The 17223-nt window shown below is 43.8% G+C and carries 8 protein-coding genes; 1 reads left to right on the forward strand and 7 read right to left on the reverse strand.

The genetic code is table 11. From position 1 onward, the window contains the following. Nucleotides 1-218 precede the first annotated feature (218 nt). Together MURRU_RS02960 and MURRU_RS02965 are read right to left on the reverse strand one after the other, a co-directional pair. The gene (locus MURRU_RS02960) at nucleotides 219-2210 is read right to left on the reverse strand and encodes a glycoside hydrolase family 127 protein (protein WP_041801264.1); all 1992 of its coding nucleotides are present in this window, start codon (nucleotides 2208-2210) and stop codon (nucleotides 219-221) included. 6 nt (nucleotides 2211-2216) lie between these two features. Next, the gene (locus MURRU_RS02965; RefSeq protein ID WP_014031934.1) at nucleotides 2217-3749 is read right to left on the reverse strand and encodes an alpha-N-arabinofuranosidase; all 1533 of its coding nucleotides are present in this window, start codon (nucleotides 3747-3749) and stop codon (nucleotides 2217-2219) included. Nucleotides 3750-4133: 384 nt separating this feature from the next. On the opposite strand from MURRU_RS02965, the gene MURRU_RS02970 reads away from it, so the two are divergent. Next, complete coding sequence (locus MURRU_RS02970; protein ID WP_014031935.1) at nucleotides 4134-4871, forward strand: NUDIX hydrolase; 738 nt, start codon at nucleotides 4134-4136, stop codon at nucleotides 4869-4871. A 21-nt stretch (nucleotides 4872-4892) separates the two neighbouring features. On the opposite strand, the gene MURRU_RS02975 is transcribed toward MURRU_RS02970, so the two are convergent. The 5 genes from MURRU_RS02975 to MURRU_RS02995 form a co-directional block, all read right to left on the reverse strand. After that, nucleotides 4893-7043, reverse strand: a complete 2151-nt coding sequence (locus MURRU_RS02975; protein ID WP_014031936.1) for a family 43 glycosylhydrolase — start codon at nucleotides 7041-7043, stop codon at nucleotides 4893-4895. A 24-nt stretch (nucleotides 7044-7067) separates the two neighbouring features. Further along, entirely contained in the window at nucleotides 7068-9773 is a 2706-nt protein-coding gene (locus tag MURRU_RS02980; RefSeq protein ID WP_041801757.1) for a DUF5695 domain-containing protein, read from the reverse strand. Nucleotides 9774-9846: 73 nt separating this feature from the next. Next, nucleotides 9847-11544 carry a DUF885 family protein gene (locus MURRU_RS02985; RefSeq protein ID WP_014031938.1) on the reverse strand — a complete coding sequence of 566 codons (1698 nt, stop codon included), beginning with the start codon at nucleotides 11542-11544 and terminating at the stop codon, nucleotides 9847-9849. Nucleotides 11545-11740: 196 nt separating this feature from the next. Continuing rightward, the gene (locus MURRU_RS02990) at nucleotides 11741-14791 is read right to left on the reverse strand and encodes a beta-L-arabinofuranosidase domain-containing protein (protein WP_041801266.1); all 3051 of its coding nucleotides are present in this window, start codon (nucleotides 14789-14791) and stop codon (nucleotides 11741-11743) included. 58 nt (nucleotides 14792-14849) lie between these two features. Then, nucleotides 14850-17102 carry a S9 family peptidase gene (locus MURRU_RS02995; RefSeq protein ID WP_014031940.1) on the reverse strand — a complete coding sequence of 751 codons (2253 nt, stop codon included), beginning with the start codon at nucleotides 17100-17102 and terminating at the stop codon, nucleotides 14850-14852. Nucleotides 17103-17223 lie beyond the last annotated feature (121 nt).

Genomic DNA, 17223 nt, shown 5'->3' on the forward strand with positions numbered 1-17223 from the left:
GAAATATGCGTTTTTTAATATATCAACATGAATAACTTTTAAGGCCAAAACCTATTTTCGATACAATTCTTCAAAAACGCTGTTTTGAAAAATCAATCAAATTGACGGTTTTGAACATAAAAACATGTCAGTTCGAGTATTCTTTGGTCTATTTTTGAAAAGAATGCCATAAAAATGTATCGAGAACAAGTAATTTTTTATCCATTATTCAAATACTGTCAATCCGTATTGCCTTCTGCCTTTTTTGCGGGCAACCATACCTTCATTTTCCCGATTCCCCTATTGGACCACGTATAATAGGGTATAGCGGTCAAATCTTCATTGGAAATGGTGTTTACCCCGCCCAATAGATCAGGCTGCATATTGATTTGAAATTCATCATCAGTGGACAGGGCTATTTTTTCAAAGTTGTCCTTGTTGTCAATCTCTTCCACAGCATAAACCATTGGGCCATATTCCAAGGACATTTTATCCTTGTTTTCCTCCACCAGTTGATTGGCTTCCACTTTTCTTACTTCCATTGGGAATTCCAGTTCGACCACATCTCCTTTCTCCCACTCCTTCGCAATGGTAAAATAACCATCCCCAGCTTGAAGATCGAGTTCCTCTCCGTTCAGACTTATCTTATTTTTTTTATTGATGACTGTGGCATATTGGTAAAGATTACCGGGCAACACCTTGTTTCTAGCCCATCCAGGAACCCTGAACTTTATGGTAAACTTGCCTTTTTCGGTAGGATCTACCATCAGTTTTACTTTACCATCCCAAGGATATTTGGTTTCCTGCGATAGTTTTACGGCACGATCTTTAAGATTGACCGTGGCACCGTTCGCTGCGTATAGGTTTACATAAATGGTATCATCCGTTTTGGAATAAATCAAACCGGGCATAGCAGGAAGAAATCGTATGACGTTGGTGGGGCAACAGGAACAATCGAACCAGTCCTTTCTTGTACAGGCCCCTTGATTGAATTTATACACCCCATCGGATTCCAGGGCATTGGGGTAAAAGAATTTTTGTCCATCCAGAGAAAGCCCAGAAATCAACCCGTTGTACAAGGTCCTCTCAATCACGTCAAAATACTTTACATCACCTGTCAGGTTGTGCAATCTGTGGTTCCAATACACATCGCCAATGGCCGCACAAGTTTCGTTATAGGCGGTAAGGTTGGGCAATTCGTAATTCTCGCCAAAAGCCTCTCCTTCGTGCTTCGCCCCGATTCCGCCTGTGATATACATTTTCTTGTTCACCATATTGTCCCAAAGGGCATTTACCGCTTTCAAATATGCCGTGTCTTTTTCAATGGCGGCTATGTCCGTCATCCCAGCATACATGTACACTGCCCTCACGGCATGCCCCACAACCTCGTCTTGTTCGGTCACGGGCACATGGTCCTGGGAATAATCACCAAAAAGTTGGTGGTGTTCCGACTTTCCCCTATGGTCCAAAAAGTATTTGGCCAAGTCGAAATATTCTTTCTTGCCCGTGGTTTGATAGAGTTTTATCAAGCCTGTTTCAATAATCTGGTGTCCCGGCACAGCGGCAATTTTACCTTCCCCCTCACCGAAGGTCTGAACCATAAGGTCCGCATTTTTTATAGCGATGTCCAAAAAATTCCGCTTCCCAGTAGCCTTGTAATGCACTACGGCAGCTTCGAACAAATGTCCCGCATTATAGAGTTCATGGCTCATATCCAAAGATTCCCAACGCTCGCCCTTGTCTACCTCTACCCAACTTGCCGGGGGGGTTGCAGGGTCTATGGTCCGCCAGGTAGTAAGGTAACCATCGTTTTCCTGTCCCACTTTTATGATGGCCACCAAGGAATCCAGCAATTTTTCCAATTTGGGGTTTGGTGCGCTGATCAGTGAATTGGAAGCTCCCTCTATAACCTTATACACATCCGTATCATCAAAGGGCATGGCTCCTTTAACCGAGCCTTCCATCTGGCCCCCAGCAATCAAAAAGTTATCGAACCTACCCTCTTCCCTGCATTTTTCTATGGCATATTCAATGGTTTTTTCCTGTACCCTTTCAATGATGGGCAGCCAAAAATCATCGTGTACCTTTACATTTTTTATGTTTATGGGCTCAATGGGATACCCGGATGCCGCATGGGCCATGTCTTCGCTATCTTGTTGTTTTTCCGGTTGCTCTTTACATGATGTTGTCAACACCAGCAGACTGGTCATTGCCAATAATGTTTTTTTCATTTGTTGCTATTTTCCTTGTAAAACAATAAGCGAGTGTGCGGGAACGGTAAGCGATATTTTTCCTTTTTTCAATTTGGCTCCCTTGAATTCCTTTGGCGTCACTTTTTCGGGGTCATCAAAGGAATTATAGTCCTGTAACTTATCCGATGTCAAAACCTGCCCATTGATGCTTTTGATTTCCAGACCGGAAATATCCAGTTCTACGGGCATTTCGTTTTCAGGATCTATGTTCACCAAGGAGATATGAACCTTTCCCGTTTCGTCCTTTGATGCGGATACGGATAGGGCCGGAAGTCCCCTGAATGTTATGTTTTTATCAATTTTGGATGGCAACAGCCGTGCATCTTGGTGCACTTTGTACATGTGCATGACATGATAGGTAGGGGTTTTGATCATTTTTTCCTCATCGGTGAGAATCACGGCCTGCAACACATTGACCATTTGGGCCAGATTGGCCATTTTCACCCTTCGGGCGTGGTTGTTGAACGTATTGAGCACTGTTCCTGCGATCATCACATCGCGGATGGTGTTCTGTTGGTACAGCACCCCGTTTTTTACCTCGGGTTCGGCATCGTACCAGCCTCCCCACTCGTCCACAAAAAGGTCCACTTTCCCTTCGGGATCGTACTTGTCCATAATCTCGATGTGTTTGGTGACGTACTCTTCCATTTTCAACGCCTGCTCCATCGATTTGAAGTAGACCTCATCATCAAAATTAACGGATGGCCCCTTGTTGGACCAATCAATGACTGCATAATCATGAAGGGCCACGGCTTCCATCAAATGGTGCGGCACATTTTTCATCAGGGTTTCCGTCCAGTGATAATCATCTTCCGATGCACCGGATGCAATTCTGTAAACTTCTGTATCTCCGGACCAACCTGGCATAAAGGTGGCATATTGTCGATAGATATCGGCATAATATTCAGCTGTCATGTTCCCGCCACAGCCCCAGGTTTCGTTGCCCACGCCCCAATATTTTACCTTCCATGGTTTTTCACGACCATTTTCACGGCGCCAGTCGGCCATGGGACTGATTCCATCATGGTTGGTGTACTGCACCCAGTCTATCAACTCCTGCACAGTGCCACTGCCCACATTTGCAGAGAGGTAGGGTTCCGCTCCCAATTCTTCACAAAGGTTCAAAAAGTTATGGGTCCCAAAGCTGTTGTCCTCTGTGGTTCCGCCCCACCATCGGTTCACAATGGTAGGTCTATCTTCTTTGGGCCCTACCCCATCTTTCCAGTGGTAGGTATCGGCAAAACAACCTCCAGGCCACCTTAAATTAGGGATATTGAGTTCCTTGAGCGCCTCGATAATATCGTTTCGGACTCCATCGGTATTGGGAATGATTTTGTTTTCCTCCCCAACATAAAGCCCTTCATAAATGCAACGTCCCAGATGTTCGGCAAAATGGCCATAAATCTGTTTGCTGATTTGTGGCGAATTGGAATCTTCTGTAATTTGAACCACAACCGATTGTTGTGCGAACAATTGCATTGAGAAAATCAAGCAAAAAAGTAAGGCAAAATATTTCATAAAAAACTGAATTACGGTTTTACAAAAAATCAAAAAAAGACCATAAACCAACCATGGCCTTAACTATAAATTACTAAACTTAAACCAACCCAAACAAGTCGACTCAATCAACTATTGAAGGTCACTTTTTTTTAAGTGTTGTTTTTACATTTATAAATATAACAAAAGTTTTTGCGTTAAAAAAAATTAAATTACAATTTTTATGTGTTTAATTTACACAATTAAAATTTAAAAGACAATCAACTGATTTTATGTATTTTAAATATCCCTAAGTGTTGAGCAATTATTTTTTATTGTGAATTTTGAATGGTCCAAAAGAGATTTTGGAGCCATTTGCGTACTGGATATTTGTCAAAAAAAATTAGTTTTAGGAATTTAGAACCTATGGAAATACCCAAAGAAGCGAAATTGACCAAAGACATCAACACACAACTCAATTTCTATCAAAAAGAAGACCAAGTCCTTTTGGCTGTGGACTGCATTATTTTTGGTTTCGACAAAACCAACCTGAAAATTTTGCTGATCAAACGGAATTTTGAACCTGAAAAGGGAAAATGGTCCCTGATCGGTGGGTTTTTGAAAAAAAATGAAAATCTTGACCAAGCTGCGATACGGGTGCTTAACACCCTCACCGGATTGAGCGATATTTACATGGAACAGCTCTACACCTACAGTAAAGTGGACCGAGACCCTGGGCAACGCACCATTTCGGTGGCATATTTTGCCCTGATCGATGTGGATTCCCATCAGTTCGACGGGATTCAAATCGATTCTGCCCGTTGGTTCGACCTTGATGAAGCTCCTGAGCTGATTTTTGACCATAATGAAATGATCCGGAAGGCCATTTCAAGATTACAGCGTAGGGCCATGACCATGCCCATAGGTTTTGAACTGCTCCCCGAAAAGTTCACCATGCGACAGCTTCAAAATCTATATGAGTCCATTTTGGACAAAAAACTGGACAAACGCAACTTCATCAACAAGATCAATTCTTTGGACGTACTGGTGAAATTGGACGAAAAGGACATGACCGTCTCGCGCAAGGGTGCCTATCTGTATGTTTTTGACAAGGAGAAATACGAAAAGAAAGTCGAGGAAGACGGATTCAGTTTCAAACTGTAATCATCGTCAAAAGCAGTTCTGCTACTTTTTACCATCTGATGGCATTGTTGCTTGCATCAGCTTTTTGATTTCACTTTCGGTCAGCGCATAATCATACATCTGCATGGATGCCATATAGCCGGAATAGTTCTCGCCCACATCCGAGGCGCCTATCCTGATTTTGGCATCATCAATCTGTGAGGCCAAGGTCATGTTTTGGGAATTGTCCAACTCCCCATCCACATATACTTTTTCCACTACCCCATCAAATGTCAGCACAATATGGTGCCATTCATTTGCTGGTGGAAGATTGTTGTATTTCATATCAAAATGGCCATCCAAATGTGCTGCAGCTCCATAGTTGCCACTGTTAAAATGCAAAGCATTGTAGGAATTGGCCAGATTATATTTAAAGCGGTCGCACCAAGAAACCAAACACTCATCCTCTTTGGCTATTTGCGGATTTTTGACCCAAGTGGCCATAGTAAAAGCCCCGTTCCATTCCAAGCTTTTGGGAACAGGCCTGTCCAGAACAAGAGCGCCTTTGGTGAAATTAAATGCTTTTACTCCTTCCTTATCTTCGTTTACGCTCACTTCGCCATCCTTTTCAAAGTTTCCACCAATGTCTCCTTTATTGGGCAAATCAATAAAGTCTCCATTTTGTGGAACATCCATGGCGTCAATAGCTACCAATTCCCTATTTAAACTTTTTGCTCCAGAGCCTTCTTTTGATGGTTTGCTTTGCAATGACAAAGGAATTTCAAACAAAGAACCAAAAACCTTGATGTTCCATACGGCTGCATATTGACCTGTTTTTTCCGTATCCAAGACGGTAAGTTTCAAATAGCGGGCCTTGACATCATTATCATCGATCATGGGGCTTCCTGGTATCTTGTTATCGGAGCGGTCAGCAAAATGTTTCCAGTTCTTCCCGTCCGTGGAATGTTCCAGTTTGTATTGGTAGTAGTACCCGGCAAACTCAAATTGGGTCATCACTCTTTTGATTTGGGTCTCTTTTCCTAAATCCAAGGTCAAATGCTGCGGAAAAGAGTTGTCTCCGGCTTTCCACATCGTAGCGTTGTGATTATCCGTAGCAAAAGAGGGTTTATACTCATAATCGTATTGAAGAGACTGCAAATGATAAAAAGAAGAGGTTGTTGTCTTAGTTCCCAATGCCAAATTTTTTTGAGCGTCGGATTTCACCAACTTTTGGAGGCTCTTGCTTCCCTGAAGCACTTTTTTTAGGGTGGAGTCATTTTCAAAAACCATTTCGTCCACACAAACTTGGCGCGACAGACCTCCCCTTGTCATGGGGTAATCATGTTTGTGATAGACTATGTAGTAACGCCCGTTTTCTTCCAAAACTGAATGATGTCCGGGACCATGTACGGTTCCATCTTTATTGGTGCTTAGTATAGGATTATTTTGCCCCGGAATGAAAGGACCGTAAGGACTATCAGAATAAGAATATCTCACATTGTAGGTTTCATCGTGACAGGAACCTCCGGAATACATAAAAATATATTTGTCCCCTTTTTTTATCATGTAGGCGGCTTCAAAGGGCTGTGGGGTCTCTTCCAAAGGAATGTTCTTCGGTTTTTTGATTGTTGCCATACCGCCTGAATCCAACTCACCCACGGCATATCCGCCATTGTAGTGCACCCATGTGCCCCAATAGGCATAGATCCTACCATCATCATCCTTAAAAAATTGTGCATCAAGGGACGGGAATCCCTTTCTTGGATAGTTATGGGCAATCACCGGGGTATCATCTTCGTTTAATTTTTCCCAAGGACCTACGGGAGTATCGGACACATATCCATATATATTGCACCCTGCCTGACAATTACCAAAATAGAGATAATATTTGCCATCATTACCTTCAATGATATCCGGTGCCCAAAAATTCCTAAGATTCACGGACTCCAAGGAGGGAACCTCCATGGTATAATTGTACCAATGCTTGAAATCCTTGCTATACCAAACCGTAGGAACCCCAGAGGCCAACATTTCATTATCGGTGGTGGCGTAGATGTAATACGTATCACCAAACTTTTTGATGGTCGGGTCGGCAAAATATCCGGGAAGAATCGGGTTCACATTTTCAATGGACAGCTGTCCCATACGTTCTTGGCCAAAAACACTTCCAAAAACCAGCAACAGTAAAAATATGTTCCACAACCTTTGCCTCATGTCACACCTTGTATCGCAACTTTGTTATTGTAGCTTAATCTCCGTTTCGTTCTTACCCAACTCAATTTGGTATGCTCCCCTCACCTTTTTGAAAGGAAGTTCAGCATCGCTTCCATCCACACGCAAATAGGCATAAGGGGTATGTGCTGTTTTGCTACCCAAAGTAAGATTCAGTTCGCCCGTTTTATCATTATAAGCCACTTTTTTAAACGAACCTGCATCCAAGGTCAACCATAACTTTTTAGGTGCTATGAAAACTTTTGATTTTGCGGCCGTGGTAAGTTCCACTTCCACCACATCCCCTTTTTGGGACAAGTTGCCCCCGAAGGCCAACCACCCCATATCCTCATCCTTGACAAGGTAGGAAGACGTGTTCACAGCATATCCGTAGAACCCAGAACCATAATCCCCTGAAATCCCGTCAATTTTGAGCGCGGAAGGGTACGAATGGAACGCTGCCGGGCCAAATCCATCTTGGGTAATGTTGGAAATTCCTCCCAAAAGCCCCCCATAACCTACTTTCAATAGATAGAGATTATCAGGTTTCTTTCTGAAGTGGCTCAGCACGGGAATGGCATTCAAAGATGATCCATAATGATGGATTTGACGTTCGACCCGTGAGGTCTCTCCCGCTTTTCCACCATACAAAAAGTCCCAATACCTTCTGGCATTGCCATTATAGCCCCAGTGTGGCATAGTGGGCATATAGGCCAAAATAGCTCTAAGGGTAACCATTGCTTTTCGGTCATATCCGAAGTAATCGGACCACACGTACACTTCTTCCTGTCCTGTGGAATCCCAGGGCATTTCACTGCCAAAAGGATAATCCAATGCTCGCCAATGATCTGCTCTTTGCTTCATTCGTTCTTCCAGATCGGTGGCCATTTCTGTAAGCCCTTCATTTTTCAAATCTTCCAAAACAAAGAGGAACACGGAACCTTCCATCTGCCCAAATTGAGCATAATAGGGTGCTTGTTCCACCATGGCAACACTGGTATGGTAGGCATTTTCCAAATACCAATCCCAAGGATGGTTGTCCACCAATCCCTGATGATAACGGGACAAACGGTACATGACCCAATAGGCCGCTGCCACGTGGGGATAATTGTACGATCTTCCAGGGTCGTTGGCATGTTTGTGGTCCCATGCGGCCCAAGTATTGTAATTAATCTTGTCACTGTACGTTCCCTTGGGCAGGGAATCGGGCTCGTAGTAAAATATGCTCTTTTTTACCCCATATTTTTGAGGTCCTTCGTTATACTGGATGCCTCCCCAAAGGGTTTCATCGACAAACGCTTGCAGTTTTTTGATTTCTTCTTTGTCAGGTTGCACCAACTGCTTCACAACGGCGGCCAACCAACTTCCGGCCCCGCCCTCATCACTCAATCCACTGATCCAAACCCTTCCATCTTGCACCACCTGTTCTTTTTTCTCATAATCATAACTGATGGCCGATGGATTACGTCCAAAAGGGTCGTTAGGGCCATCGAACCACTGTTCCGTAGTCAAAAAATGTCCAAAATCCTTGATGACCTCTGTTTCCGGCTTAATGATTTTATAGTTGATGGTTTGCTCCACGCCATCCTCATAAGTGACCGTGAGCCTTGCCCTGCCCCATTTTTTTCCTTGGACACTATATTTTTTCTTTCCTGATGGCGTAGTGTCTTCTTCTTTAACATCCAGGGCGCCTTTTGGCTCTACTTCCAAAGCAGCAATATCACTTTTGTAATGGATGAACAATTGGGCGTTGACATCTTGGGGCAACACATAACCGGGAACCCCAACCGCCACCGGATGTTCTTCCTTCACCAAGGTTTCTTGAATATTTTTAATGCCTTCGGAAAGGACGAATTTCAAAGAAAAGCTTTTTGTTTCCTTGGGTTCAAGGGTAAGCGATGTGGGCTTGTTCCACTGTTCCACTCCTTTCCATTCTTTTTCTGCGTAGGCCTTGCTATGGGCCATCCACTCGTGAAATCCTTCAAAAACGATACTCTTCGGTGTCGGGTCATCCAACAAAGGTCTGTACGCCTCAAAAGCCATGTTCTCCTTGGGCAATACCAATAGTGCTGGACCTCCTCCGCTCAATCTTTTCACCTCCAGATAGCCGGCATCTTTTCCAATATAGGGATCAAAGAACACGTTTTGGGCATGGGTCTCTACCAAAGATTTACCTTCCAGAATGTTGTTGAATACCATGGGAAGGCCCAATGCTCCAATTTCTACGGAAGTATTTTGTTTGTTGGTGATTTCAAAACGCATCACCAATTGATCGTTGTCCAGCTCGTAATACCGTTTTACTGAAACCGGAATGTCATTGGGCAAGGTATTGGCCAAATTGGCGGCTGCAAGGATATTTCCACTGACCTCCAAAGGCTTTACAGCTGCACGGCTGGTAGCGGTGGAATAATTTTTCCATATACCATTGGGATCCTTTATCCTAAGATTGATATCGCCCAAATGGTAGAGACTGTCCTTGTCCCTGATTTCTAGCCGTTCCCCGGGCGTAAAATCAAAATAAGGCTCACTATTTGGGTGAAGGGCTGCAATTGTTTGGGATGCCTTGACCAATTTCAATTGAAAGTCGGGGGTGTTGAATTTTTGATAGACATCGGCAATACCCAAGGTAGATTCCCTTTTCTCGACCTTGCTCCAATACGTTTGCTGTGCTTCCACTGTTGATAGGGCCACAAAACAAAATGTCGATACCATCCAATACTTTATATGCTTCATTTTCGTGCTAGTTTGGTTTTTGAGGGAAATGTACATTGACACCTCCCTTATCTCTAAAATAATCTGTATGTTCCTATTGGAACGCTGTGGAGAACTTCCACTTGGTTTTATAGTTTTTGTTGAGCGGCAGGTCTTGCAAAAGACTGCGAAGGAGCTCCACGGGCATTCTTCCTTCTTGCATCACCCGATCGTGAAATTGTTTCTCTGTCCAGCCCTTTTCCAACATTTCGTTCCGGAGCGCATAAAATTGCAGTCCGCCCATCATGTAGGCCAGTTGGTACAATGGTGGGTAATTGGTTGTAAAGGAGCGTCTCACCTCTGCTTCGGCATTGGCATACTCGTGACCCACTTCATCCACCAACAGATCGATACATTCCTGTGGGGTCATCTCACCTAAATGAAACTTAAGCGAGAAAATAATCCGTGCACATCTGTGGATCCTCCAAAACAGCATACCGAGTTTTTGCTCTGGTGTTTGGGGAAAATCCTTGTTCCACAGGTTAATTTCCCAATAGAGGGCCCATCCTTCTGTCCAAAAAGGGGTGGAAAAAGGTCTACGGTAACTTTTATGACGACTGGTCATGAAATATTGTAGGTTGTGGCCCGGCAACAATTCGTGCTGTACCGTGGGAAATGAGAAATTCGGATTGTTGCCCCGCATGCTCATCAACTTGTCGTTATGGTCCATTTCCATGGTGGGGTAGGAAATGATGATGTCCCTTCCTCCCAAAAAGAACGGATTGACCTTTTGTCTTTCTGGGCTCATCATTTTCATGCCCCAGGTTTCCTTGGCCAAATCCGGCAAGGTAATCAAATCTCTTTCTTCAATAAACTCCACAGAATGTGAATAAAGGTCCATGATGGCCTGTGGTTGTTCGCCAGCGGGAACGTAGGTGTTTTTTACATGTTCCAAGGCCTTTTTCCAGTCATCGCCATACCCCAATTCGCGAGATGCCTTTATCATCTCGTTTTTGCACCATTCAAATTGTTCTTCGGCAGTTTTTATGAGCTCGGCCGGAGTGTAGGGAATGAATGCCATGGATAGGCTTTCATTCAACGCGTCCTCACCGATCGGTTTACCTACAATACCGCTGCCATCATCCTTGACACTGTTCTGTGAATAGTTGTTTTTTAAGAATTCGGCATAAGCGGTCAACTTTTCGTTGAGTTTTTCATAAGGTTTTTCCACCCACCACGTAAAATCCGGGTCGTAACCATAGTAAAAATTGTATGCCTCTTCCAAGCCTTTTTGCAGCGAAAGCACCACACTGGAAGCTTTGTCTGCCGTTTGCCAATCTTTAAAGGGCTTGGTTTTCCATGATTCTATTTCCGAATCAATGGTTTTGGTGGCATTTTGAAATAGCTGTGCCAATTTTTTGGCATCTGGCTTTTTGCCCCTACGTCGCTCTTGCATAAACGGAAAAATATCCTTGGCAAAATGGCTTACTTCATCAACTTCCTTGAAAGCATTGTAATCTTGGTTTAAAAAATACTCGCCCTTGGTCATCAAATTTTTCAAAAGAACGTAGTCCACTTTCCCTTGCTGCGATAAGGAACCAAAGTCAATCCCTGCCATTTTCTTCTTCCAGTCGGAATAAAATGTAGAGAAACGCTGGTAATATTCTTCGGATTCATCAACTATGTATGTTCGGTTCAACGCCCAGTTATCTGCTTCAAACTCGGTAACGAGGTCGGCCAATTTGCTGGTCTGCGCCGTTGCGAAGGAGCCCACCATGGCCACGATTATGATTCCTGTTTTTTTTAAACCCATATTGCTTATGTTTAGTTTTTATCCTTTACTACCTAAAGGTAGTGATTGGTTTTTTGAATGCCAGGCACCATTTTTCTGTACTTGGCTGTCATTTTGAACGAGACCAAGAAGAGTGAAGAACCTTTTGCCATCGAAGAGATTCCTGCCCTTGATCGGAATGATAGTTTAGGGGCATTCAATGTTTTGATTATAAAAATTATTTCAATGTAACATCCAAATAAACCGAATGGCGACCGTAGGTTTCGTAGAACGGTTTAAAAACCGTTCCGTCAATGGTAAATTCCAATGTTTTGGAGTCTCCTTGAATGGTTTTCCCAATATCCTCAGCATCTAAGGTTATCTTGCGCCATTCATTTCGTGGTTCGGGTTCCTGCGCCACCAACAATACAGGGCCGTAAAAAAGGCTTGCGATGTTCTGTTGGTCCATCACTGGATCCAAATGAAATTGGAACGGCATTTTCAAATCAATAACATCACCATCTTTCCATTTGCGACTTAGGGTAAGATACGTACCTGGCTTGGCCTCTACTTTTTCCTCCTTGCCGTTTATCTTCACAAAGAACCCTTTGGTCGCCCATTGTGGTACCCGTATGTTGAGATCGAATTTTCCCTTGCCCTTTATGGTCAATTGCGTGTTGTCCTCCTTCGGAAAAGCGGTTTTTTGCTCAACAGTGATATCTTTTTCTGCCCATTTCAATGTGGAAGGAACGAAGAGGTTTACGTAAAGTGTACTGTTATCCTGACTTTTGAAGTAAATGGAATTCTGGAGTTTAGTACTGCTCTCCAAAGCGGTACCGTTGCAACAGGTAAACCCGGTCATATCAGAATTTCCGAATCTTTTCACAGAACCTGGTCTCAATGGCACATGATAGGTATTGGCCGGACTGTCCTCTGCCACAGAAGCAAGGATATGATTGTACAACCCTCGTTCATAGTAGTCCATCAATTCGGTACGTTGATCAAAAAGGAATAGATTTTTGGTCAATTTTAGCATGTTGTATGTGGCACAGGTTTCATTTTGTCCTCCTGATGAAAACCCATTTTCGTACAATGTAGCTGGTTGGGCGATAAAGCATTCCGCGTTCGTGGGATTCCTTGCTCCGGCAACCCCGCCTATGCTATACATGTAATCATTTTTGGCTTTGTACCAGAAATTGTCGGCCACTTGGTAATATTCAGGGGATTCCGAATCGCGATATATTTCCAACGCTCCCACAATTTGGGGAATGTGCTGATTGGCGTGCAATCCACGGAAGGAGTCCACATTTCTGGCCAATCCATGCGAATGTTCTGCATCACCAAAAAACATTTTGATATTATCGAACAATTGGGCCACTTTGAGGTAACGGGGTTCATCGGTGATTCTATCCAAACGGGCCATGGCCTCGTTCATACCCCCAAACTCACCTGCAATATAAGTGTTCCACATGCTAATTAGGGTATCGGTAGGTAGTTGGCTCAATCGGGCATATACCCAATCGCCCATTCCTTTGGCAATCTCAAGTGCTTTCTCATTTCCACTGACCTCATAAATATCCATTAACCCGGCCAAAATTTTGTGCAAGGTGTAATAAGGCGCCCAAACCTGTGTGGGTTGTGTGCCATACGTGGCCCCATTTTCCAACATAATGAACTGGTCTGGTGGGTAAGCACTGATAAACCCTTCTCCCCAGTTCCAGTAATCGGTACGGATACCATTTTCGCTTAAATCGGAATCATAGGTTGACTTACCAGGGCCGGGTGGTACGGCCGTCGGGTCGGCGACATGCTCTCCTCCAGCTTTGGCAGACTGCCCTGACATCTGGGAGAGTTGGTATAGTACATCCACCATGTAATTCATTTTGTCCGCAAAGTTGGCCTGCAATGCCTTGTCATAGCCTGTACTGGCATAAGCCTGTGCAATGGCCGTTAGATAGTGTCCCGTGGCGTGTCCCCGTAATTTGGTTTCTTGGCTGTCCCAAACTCCCAATGGTTTTGCTCCTTCGGGCTGTTCTTGACCAAAGGCATTGCGGAACATATAGAGAAAGGAATCCGGATTGGTCTGCACCAAGGTATTTATGAATTTGTCACGATTTTCAATAAATTTTGTTTGCTGGCCGTGAGCATCGGCATTGAGTGACACTTGGTCCAACCCGAAAACATCCAATTTGAGGCTTGGTGTACCCGATTCCTTGCTTGCTTTTACTGTAACTCTGGCCTTTGGTTGAAAATCCGTACCGGAAACCTGACCTGTGACTACATAATTTCCAGGTTTTGAAACTTCAGAATTGTCCGTTGGGGATGGCCAAAGCACCCTTACTTTTGGACCTTCAATCCCATTGCGGTACGTACCTTGGACATAGCGGGGCAATCTTGGTAAAAAGCCCATTTCGGTTTCGACCTCTATATCGGATACTCCTGTTAGATATTCATTATACAATTGAGGGGTATTTGGAGGGAACTTTGGTAGATCGTTCTCTGGTTTTTCCCTTTGTGCCATGCTATCTCCCCCACGAAGGGCAATATAGTGGATCCGGGCAATCTGTTTTTCGCTCAAAGGAGTCCGGTACAATCTAAAATCATGGACCTTGGCTTTGAGGTAGGTATCACCGGATGCTATCGACTTTCCAATGTAAAGTTGATTTTCATGGGTGAACAATTGTCCCAGTTCCATTTCCATATTCTCCGCTTTTCCTACTTGCTCCCCGTTGATGTAGGTCATCATGGATTTTGAGGGAATATCCAAAACCACGGCAACATGTACCCATTGGCCAGTCTCCATTTTTGCTTCAGGTGAATTTGCCTCGTATGCTTTCTCGCCATCTTTGATAATGACGGCCTGAAAACCTTCTTTTTCATCAATGCCCGATGGTGCTATAAAAAGATGCGTTCTGTCGTCCTTGCCAAAATCAAACAACCGCTGGCCCAATGCTGTAGATTGAAGATTCATCCAAGCAATAATGCTCAGGGATTCTTCTCCTTCCAGAGATTCACCGGGAATTGAAACATAAGACTCGCCATCCCCTGGCAAAACAAGTACCTTCCCAAACTTCTCATCCTCGGTAAACCTGACATTGGGGCCGTGAATTCTCCCATGCAAGTTGTTCCGTGACCAATCCTTGGCATCGCCATCAAAAATGTACCGGGCAATCATTGCGGTCTCACCGATTCCATCCAAAATCTGATTGCCACTCTGTGCTTGGACAAAACTTGTACACCAAGCAGTAAAAAACAAAATCGTACCAACGAACAACTTACTTAACTTCATAATAAATCTTTTCTCCAATATTTATACTAACCTTTGGTTCTATGTGTATTTAAATTATCTATTCGTAGATTTCTTGCCATGAGGGCGGGTCAACACCCATCAAGTGTTTTACAAAAAAGTCCTTGCGCTTCCGTTCACCGAATTCCCCTCCTGAAGAATGACCCATACCGGGTATGGTGACCAGTTCAAAATCCTTGTTGGCCTTGATCAGGGCATTGGCAAACTGCATGGTGCTTGCGGGATCGACATTGTCGTCCACTTCTCCCAAGATGAGCATCAAATTGCCGCTCATTTGGCCCGCATTTTCCACATTGGAACTGGCCGCATAATGTGGCCCAATGGGATAGCCCATGAACTGTTCGTTCCACCAGATCTTGTCCATCCTATTGTCGTGGCACCCACATGAGGAGACCGCCACATCATAAAAATCCGAATTGAAGACCAAGGCGGCCGCTGCGTTCTGCCCTCCAGCCGAAGTTCCGAAAATCCCCACTTTGTCGGCATCTATGTAGGGGTATTTTTTTGCCGCTTCCTTGATCCATATCTTCCGGTCTGGAAAACCACCATCTTTTAAATTCTGCCAACATACATCATGAAAAGCCTTTGAACGGTTTGAAGTACCCATCCCATCTATCTGAACCACAATAAAACCCAATTCGGCCAAGGAGGACATGGACCAATTGTAGGCCCTGAAATCCTTGGGAACAAAGGAACTGTGGGGTCCAGCATAAATATATTCAATGACCGGGTATGTCTTGTTGGGGTCGAAAGAGGTTGGTCTGATGATGATGCCCCAGATATCGGTAACGCCATCCCTGCCCTTTGCAGTAAACACTTCGGGTGCAATCCATCCTTCCTTCAATAAAGCAGAATGGTCTGCCTTTTGCAACTGCATGATGGTCTTGCCATTTTTCGACGACTTCAAAAGTGTGACTGGCGGTGCATCGACCCGAGAAAATTGATCTATATAATATGAATAATCCTCGGAAAATGTGACCTCGTGGTTACCATTTTCCTTGGTGAAACGGGTAAGGTTATTTCCATCAAAACCAACTTTGAAGTAGTGCAAAAAGTATGGATCCTGATTCTTGTCAAGCCCACTCGCGGTGAAATACACTTCCCTGTTTTCCTCATCCACATGAATGACCTTGCGCACGACCCACTCACCTTTGGTGAGTTGTTTTTTCACCTGTCCTGTTTCCCCGTCATAAAGGTATATGTGGTTCCAGCCGTCCCGCTCGGAAGTCCATATAATTTCCTTACCGTCGGCCACATCGTATCGATATTTTTTACTACTGTAGTCGATGAAGGTCTTGCTTGTCTCATTCACCAACACTTTTACATTTCCAGTAGTGGCATCCACCTCGATCACCTTGTATGCTTGGTGTCCCCGTTGATTATATTCGAAGCTAAATGCGCGGCTGTCATCCCTCCAATCTATATTGTTCAGCCCAAATTGGTGGCTGAATTCGTCCGTGGAGATTTGGATGTGTTTTTTGGCATCCACCAAAAACAACTGTGGGCTTTTGAAGGGAAGTTCATCCCCGGGCTTCAAATAATCCCTGGATTTTAACTTGGGCTGGAATTGATCTTCTGGGCTGGATTCCACAAAGTAAATTTTACGGTCGTCTCCCGGACGCACCTTGTACGCCATAATCTTTTTGCCATCGGGAGACCATTTGATGTAGGTGGAATAAAAAAACCCGGGAGCGCCGTCATAGCTCAACTGGGTTTCCTCCTCGGTCTTGTTGTCCTTAATGTATAAGTTGTTGTTTTTGATGAATGCTGTCATAGTGGAATCCGGAGAAACCACGGGCGGATTGCCCTTCTCATCAAATCTGCTGCCCCAATAACCTCGGTTTCTATCTCTATCCTCTATATTTTCCTCAATTACCGTCAATTTGTTGTCATTGGGACGATAGGAAACCTTTGCCTTGTCAAAAATGAATTTCAACTCGGACAAATCTGCATCAAACTCCAATGCACTAATTTCCATGTTCTTCGAATCGACATCCTTATCAAATTCTTCAGAAAGTAATTTGGCCAAGGCCGTATGATCGAAACATTTTGCTTGCGTTTTCTTGATGGGATCAACCCGAAGATACTCTTTTCCCTCAGCAGTATTGTTGACATACCACAGCAGATTGTTTTCAAGCCAATGAAAAGTTGAGGGTGAGTTTGTGACCTTGTCCCGAAACAGGGAATCCAAGGCTATCGCCTTTTTATATTCCGCTAAAGTTCCTTGGGCAAATGATGTGCTTACCGAAACAAGTATAAAAAATACACTTATTTTTTTGACAAAAGATTCCATAGTTTAAATAAGTCTAAAACTAGAGATAATCTCCCGTTGTTCATCAATCCAAATTATCACATACTTATACTATATTATCCTTAACATCACTTTAAGCACAAAAAGATGCAAGTTTATAGTA

Origin of the sequence: Allomuricauda ruestringensis DSM 13258 (genome assembly GCF_000224085.1) — a bacterium.
GTDB lineage: Bacteria > Bacteroidota > Bacteroidia > Flavobacteriales > Flavobacteriaceae > Flagellimonas > Flagellimonas ruestringensis.

Bases quoted from the DNA above. Each gene is read 5' to 3' on its own strand.
- MURRU_RS02960 (WP_041801264.1), bottom strand. From the start codon at position 2,210: ATGAAAAAAACATTATTGGCAATGACCAGTCTGCTGGTGTTGACAACA.
- MURRU_RS02965 (WP_014031934.1), bottom strand. From the start codon at position 3,749: ATGAAATATTTTGCCTTACTTTTTTGCTTGATTTTCTCAATGCAATTG.
- MURRU_RS02970 (WP_014031935.1), top strand. From the start codon at position 4,134: ATGGAAATACCCAAAGAAGCGAAATTGACCAAAGACATCAACACACAA.
- MURRU_RS02975 (WP_014031936.1), bottom strand. From the start codon at position 7,043: ATGAGGCAAAGGTTGTGGAACATATTTTTACTGTTGCTGGTTTTTGGA.
- MURRU_RS02980 (WP_041801757.1), bottom strand. From the start codon at position 9,773: ATGAAGCATATAAAGTATTGGATGGTATCGACATTTTGTTTTGTGGCC.
- MURRU_RS02985 (WP_014031938.1), bottom strand. From the start codon at position 11,544: ATGGGTTTAAAAAAAACAGGAATCATAATCGTGGCCATGGTGGGCTCC.
- MURRU_RS02990 (WP_041801266.1), bottom strand. From the start codon at position 14,791: ATGAAGTTAAGTAAGTTGTTCGTTGGTACGATTTTGTTTTTTACTGCT.
- MURRU_RS02995 (WP_014031940.1), bottom strand. From the start codon at position 17,102: ATGGAATCTTTTGTCAAAAAAATAAGTGTATTTTTTATACTTGTTTCG.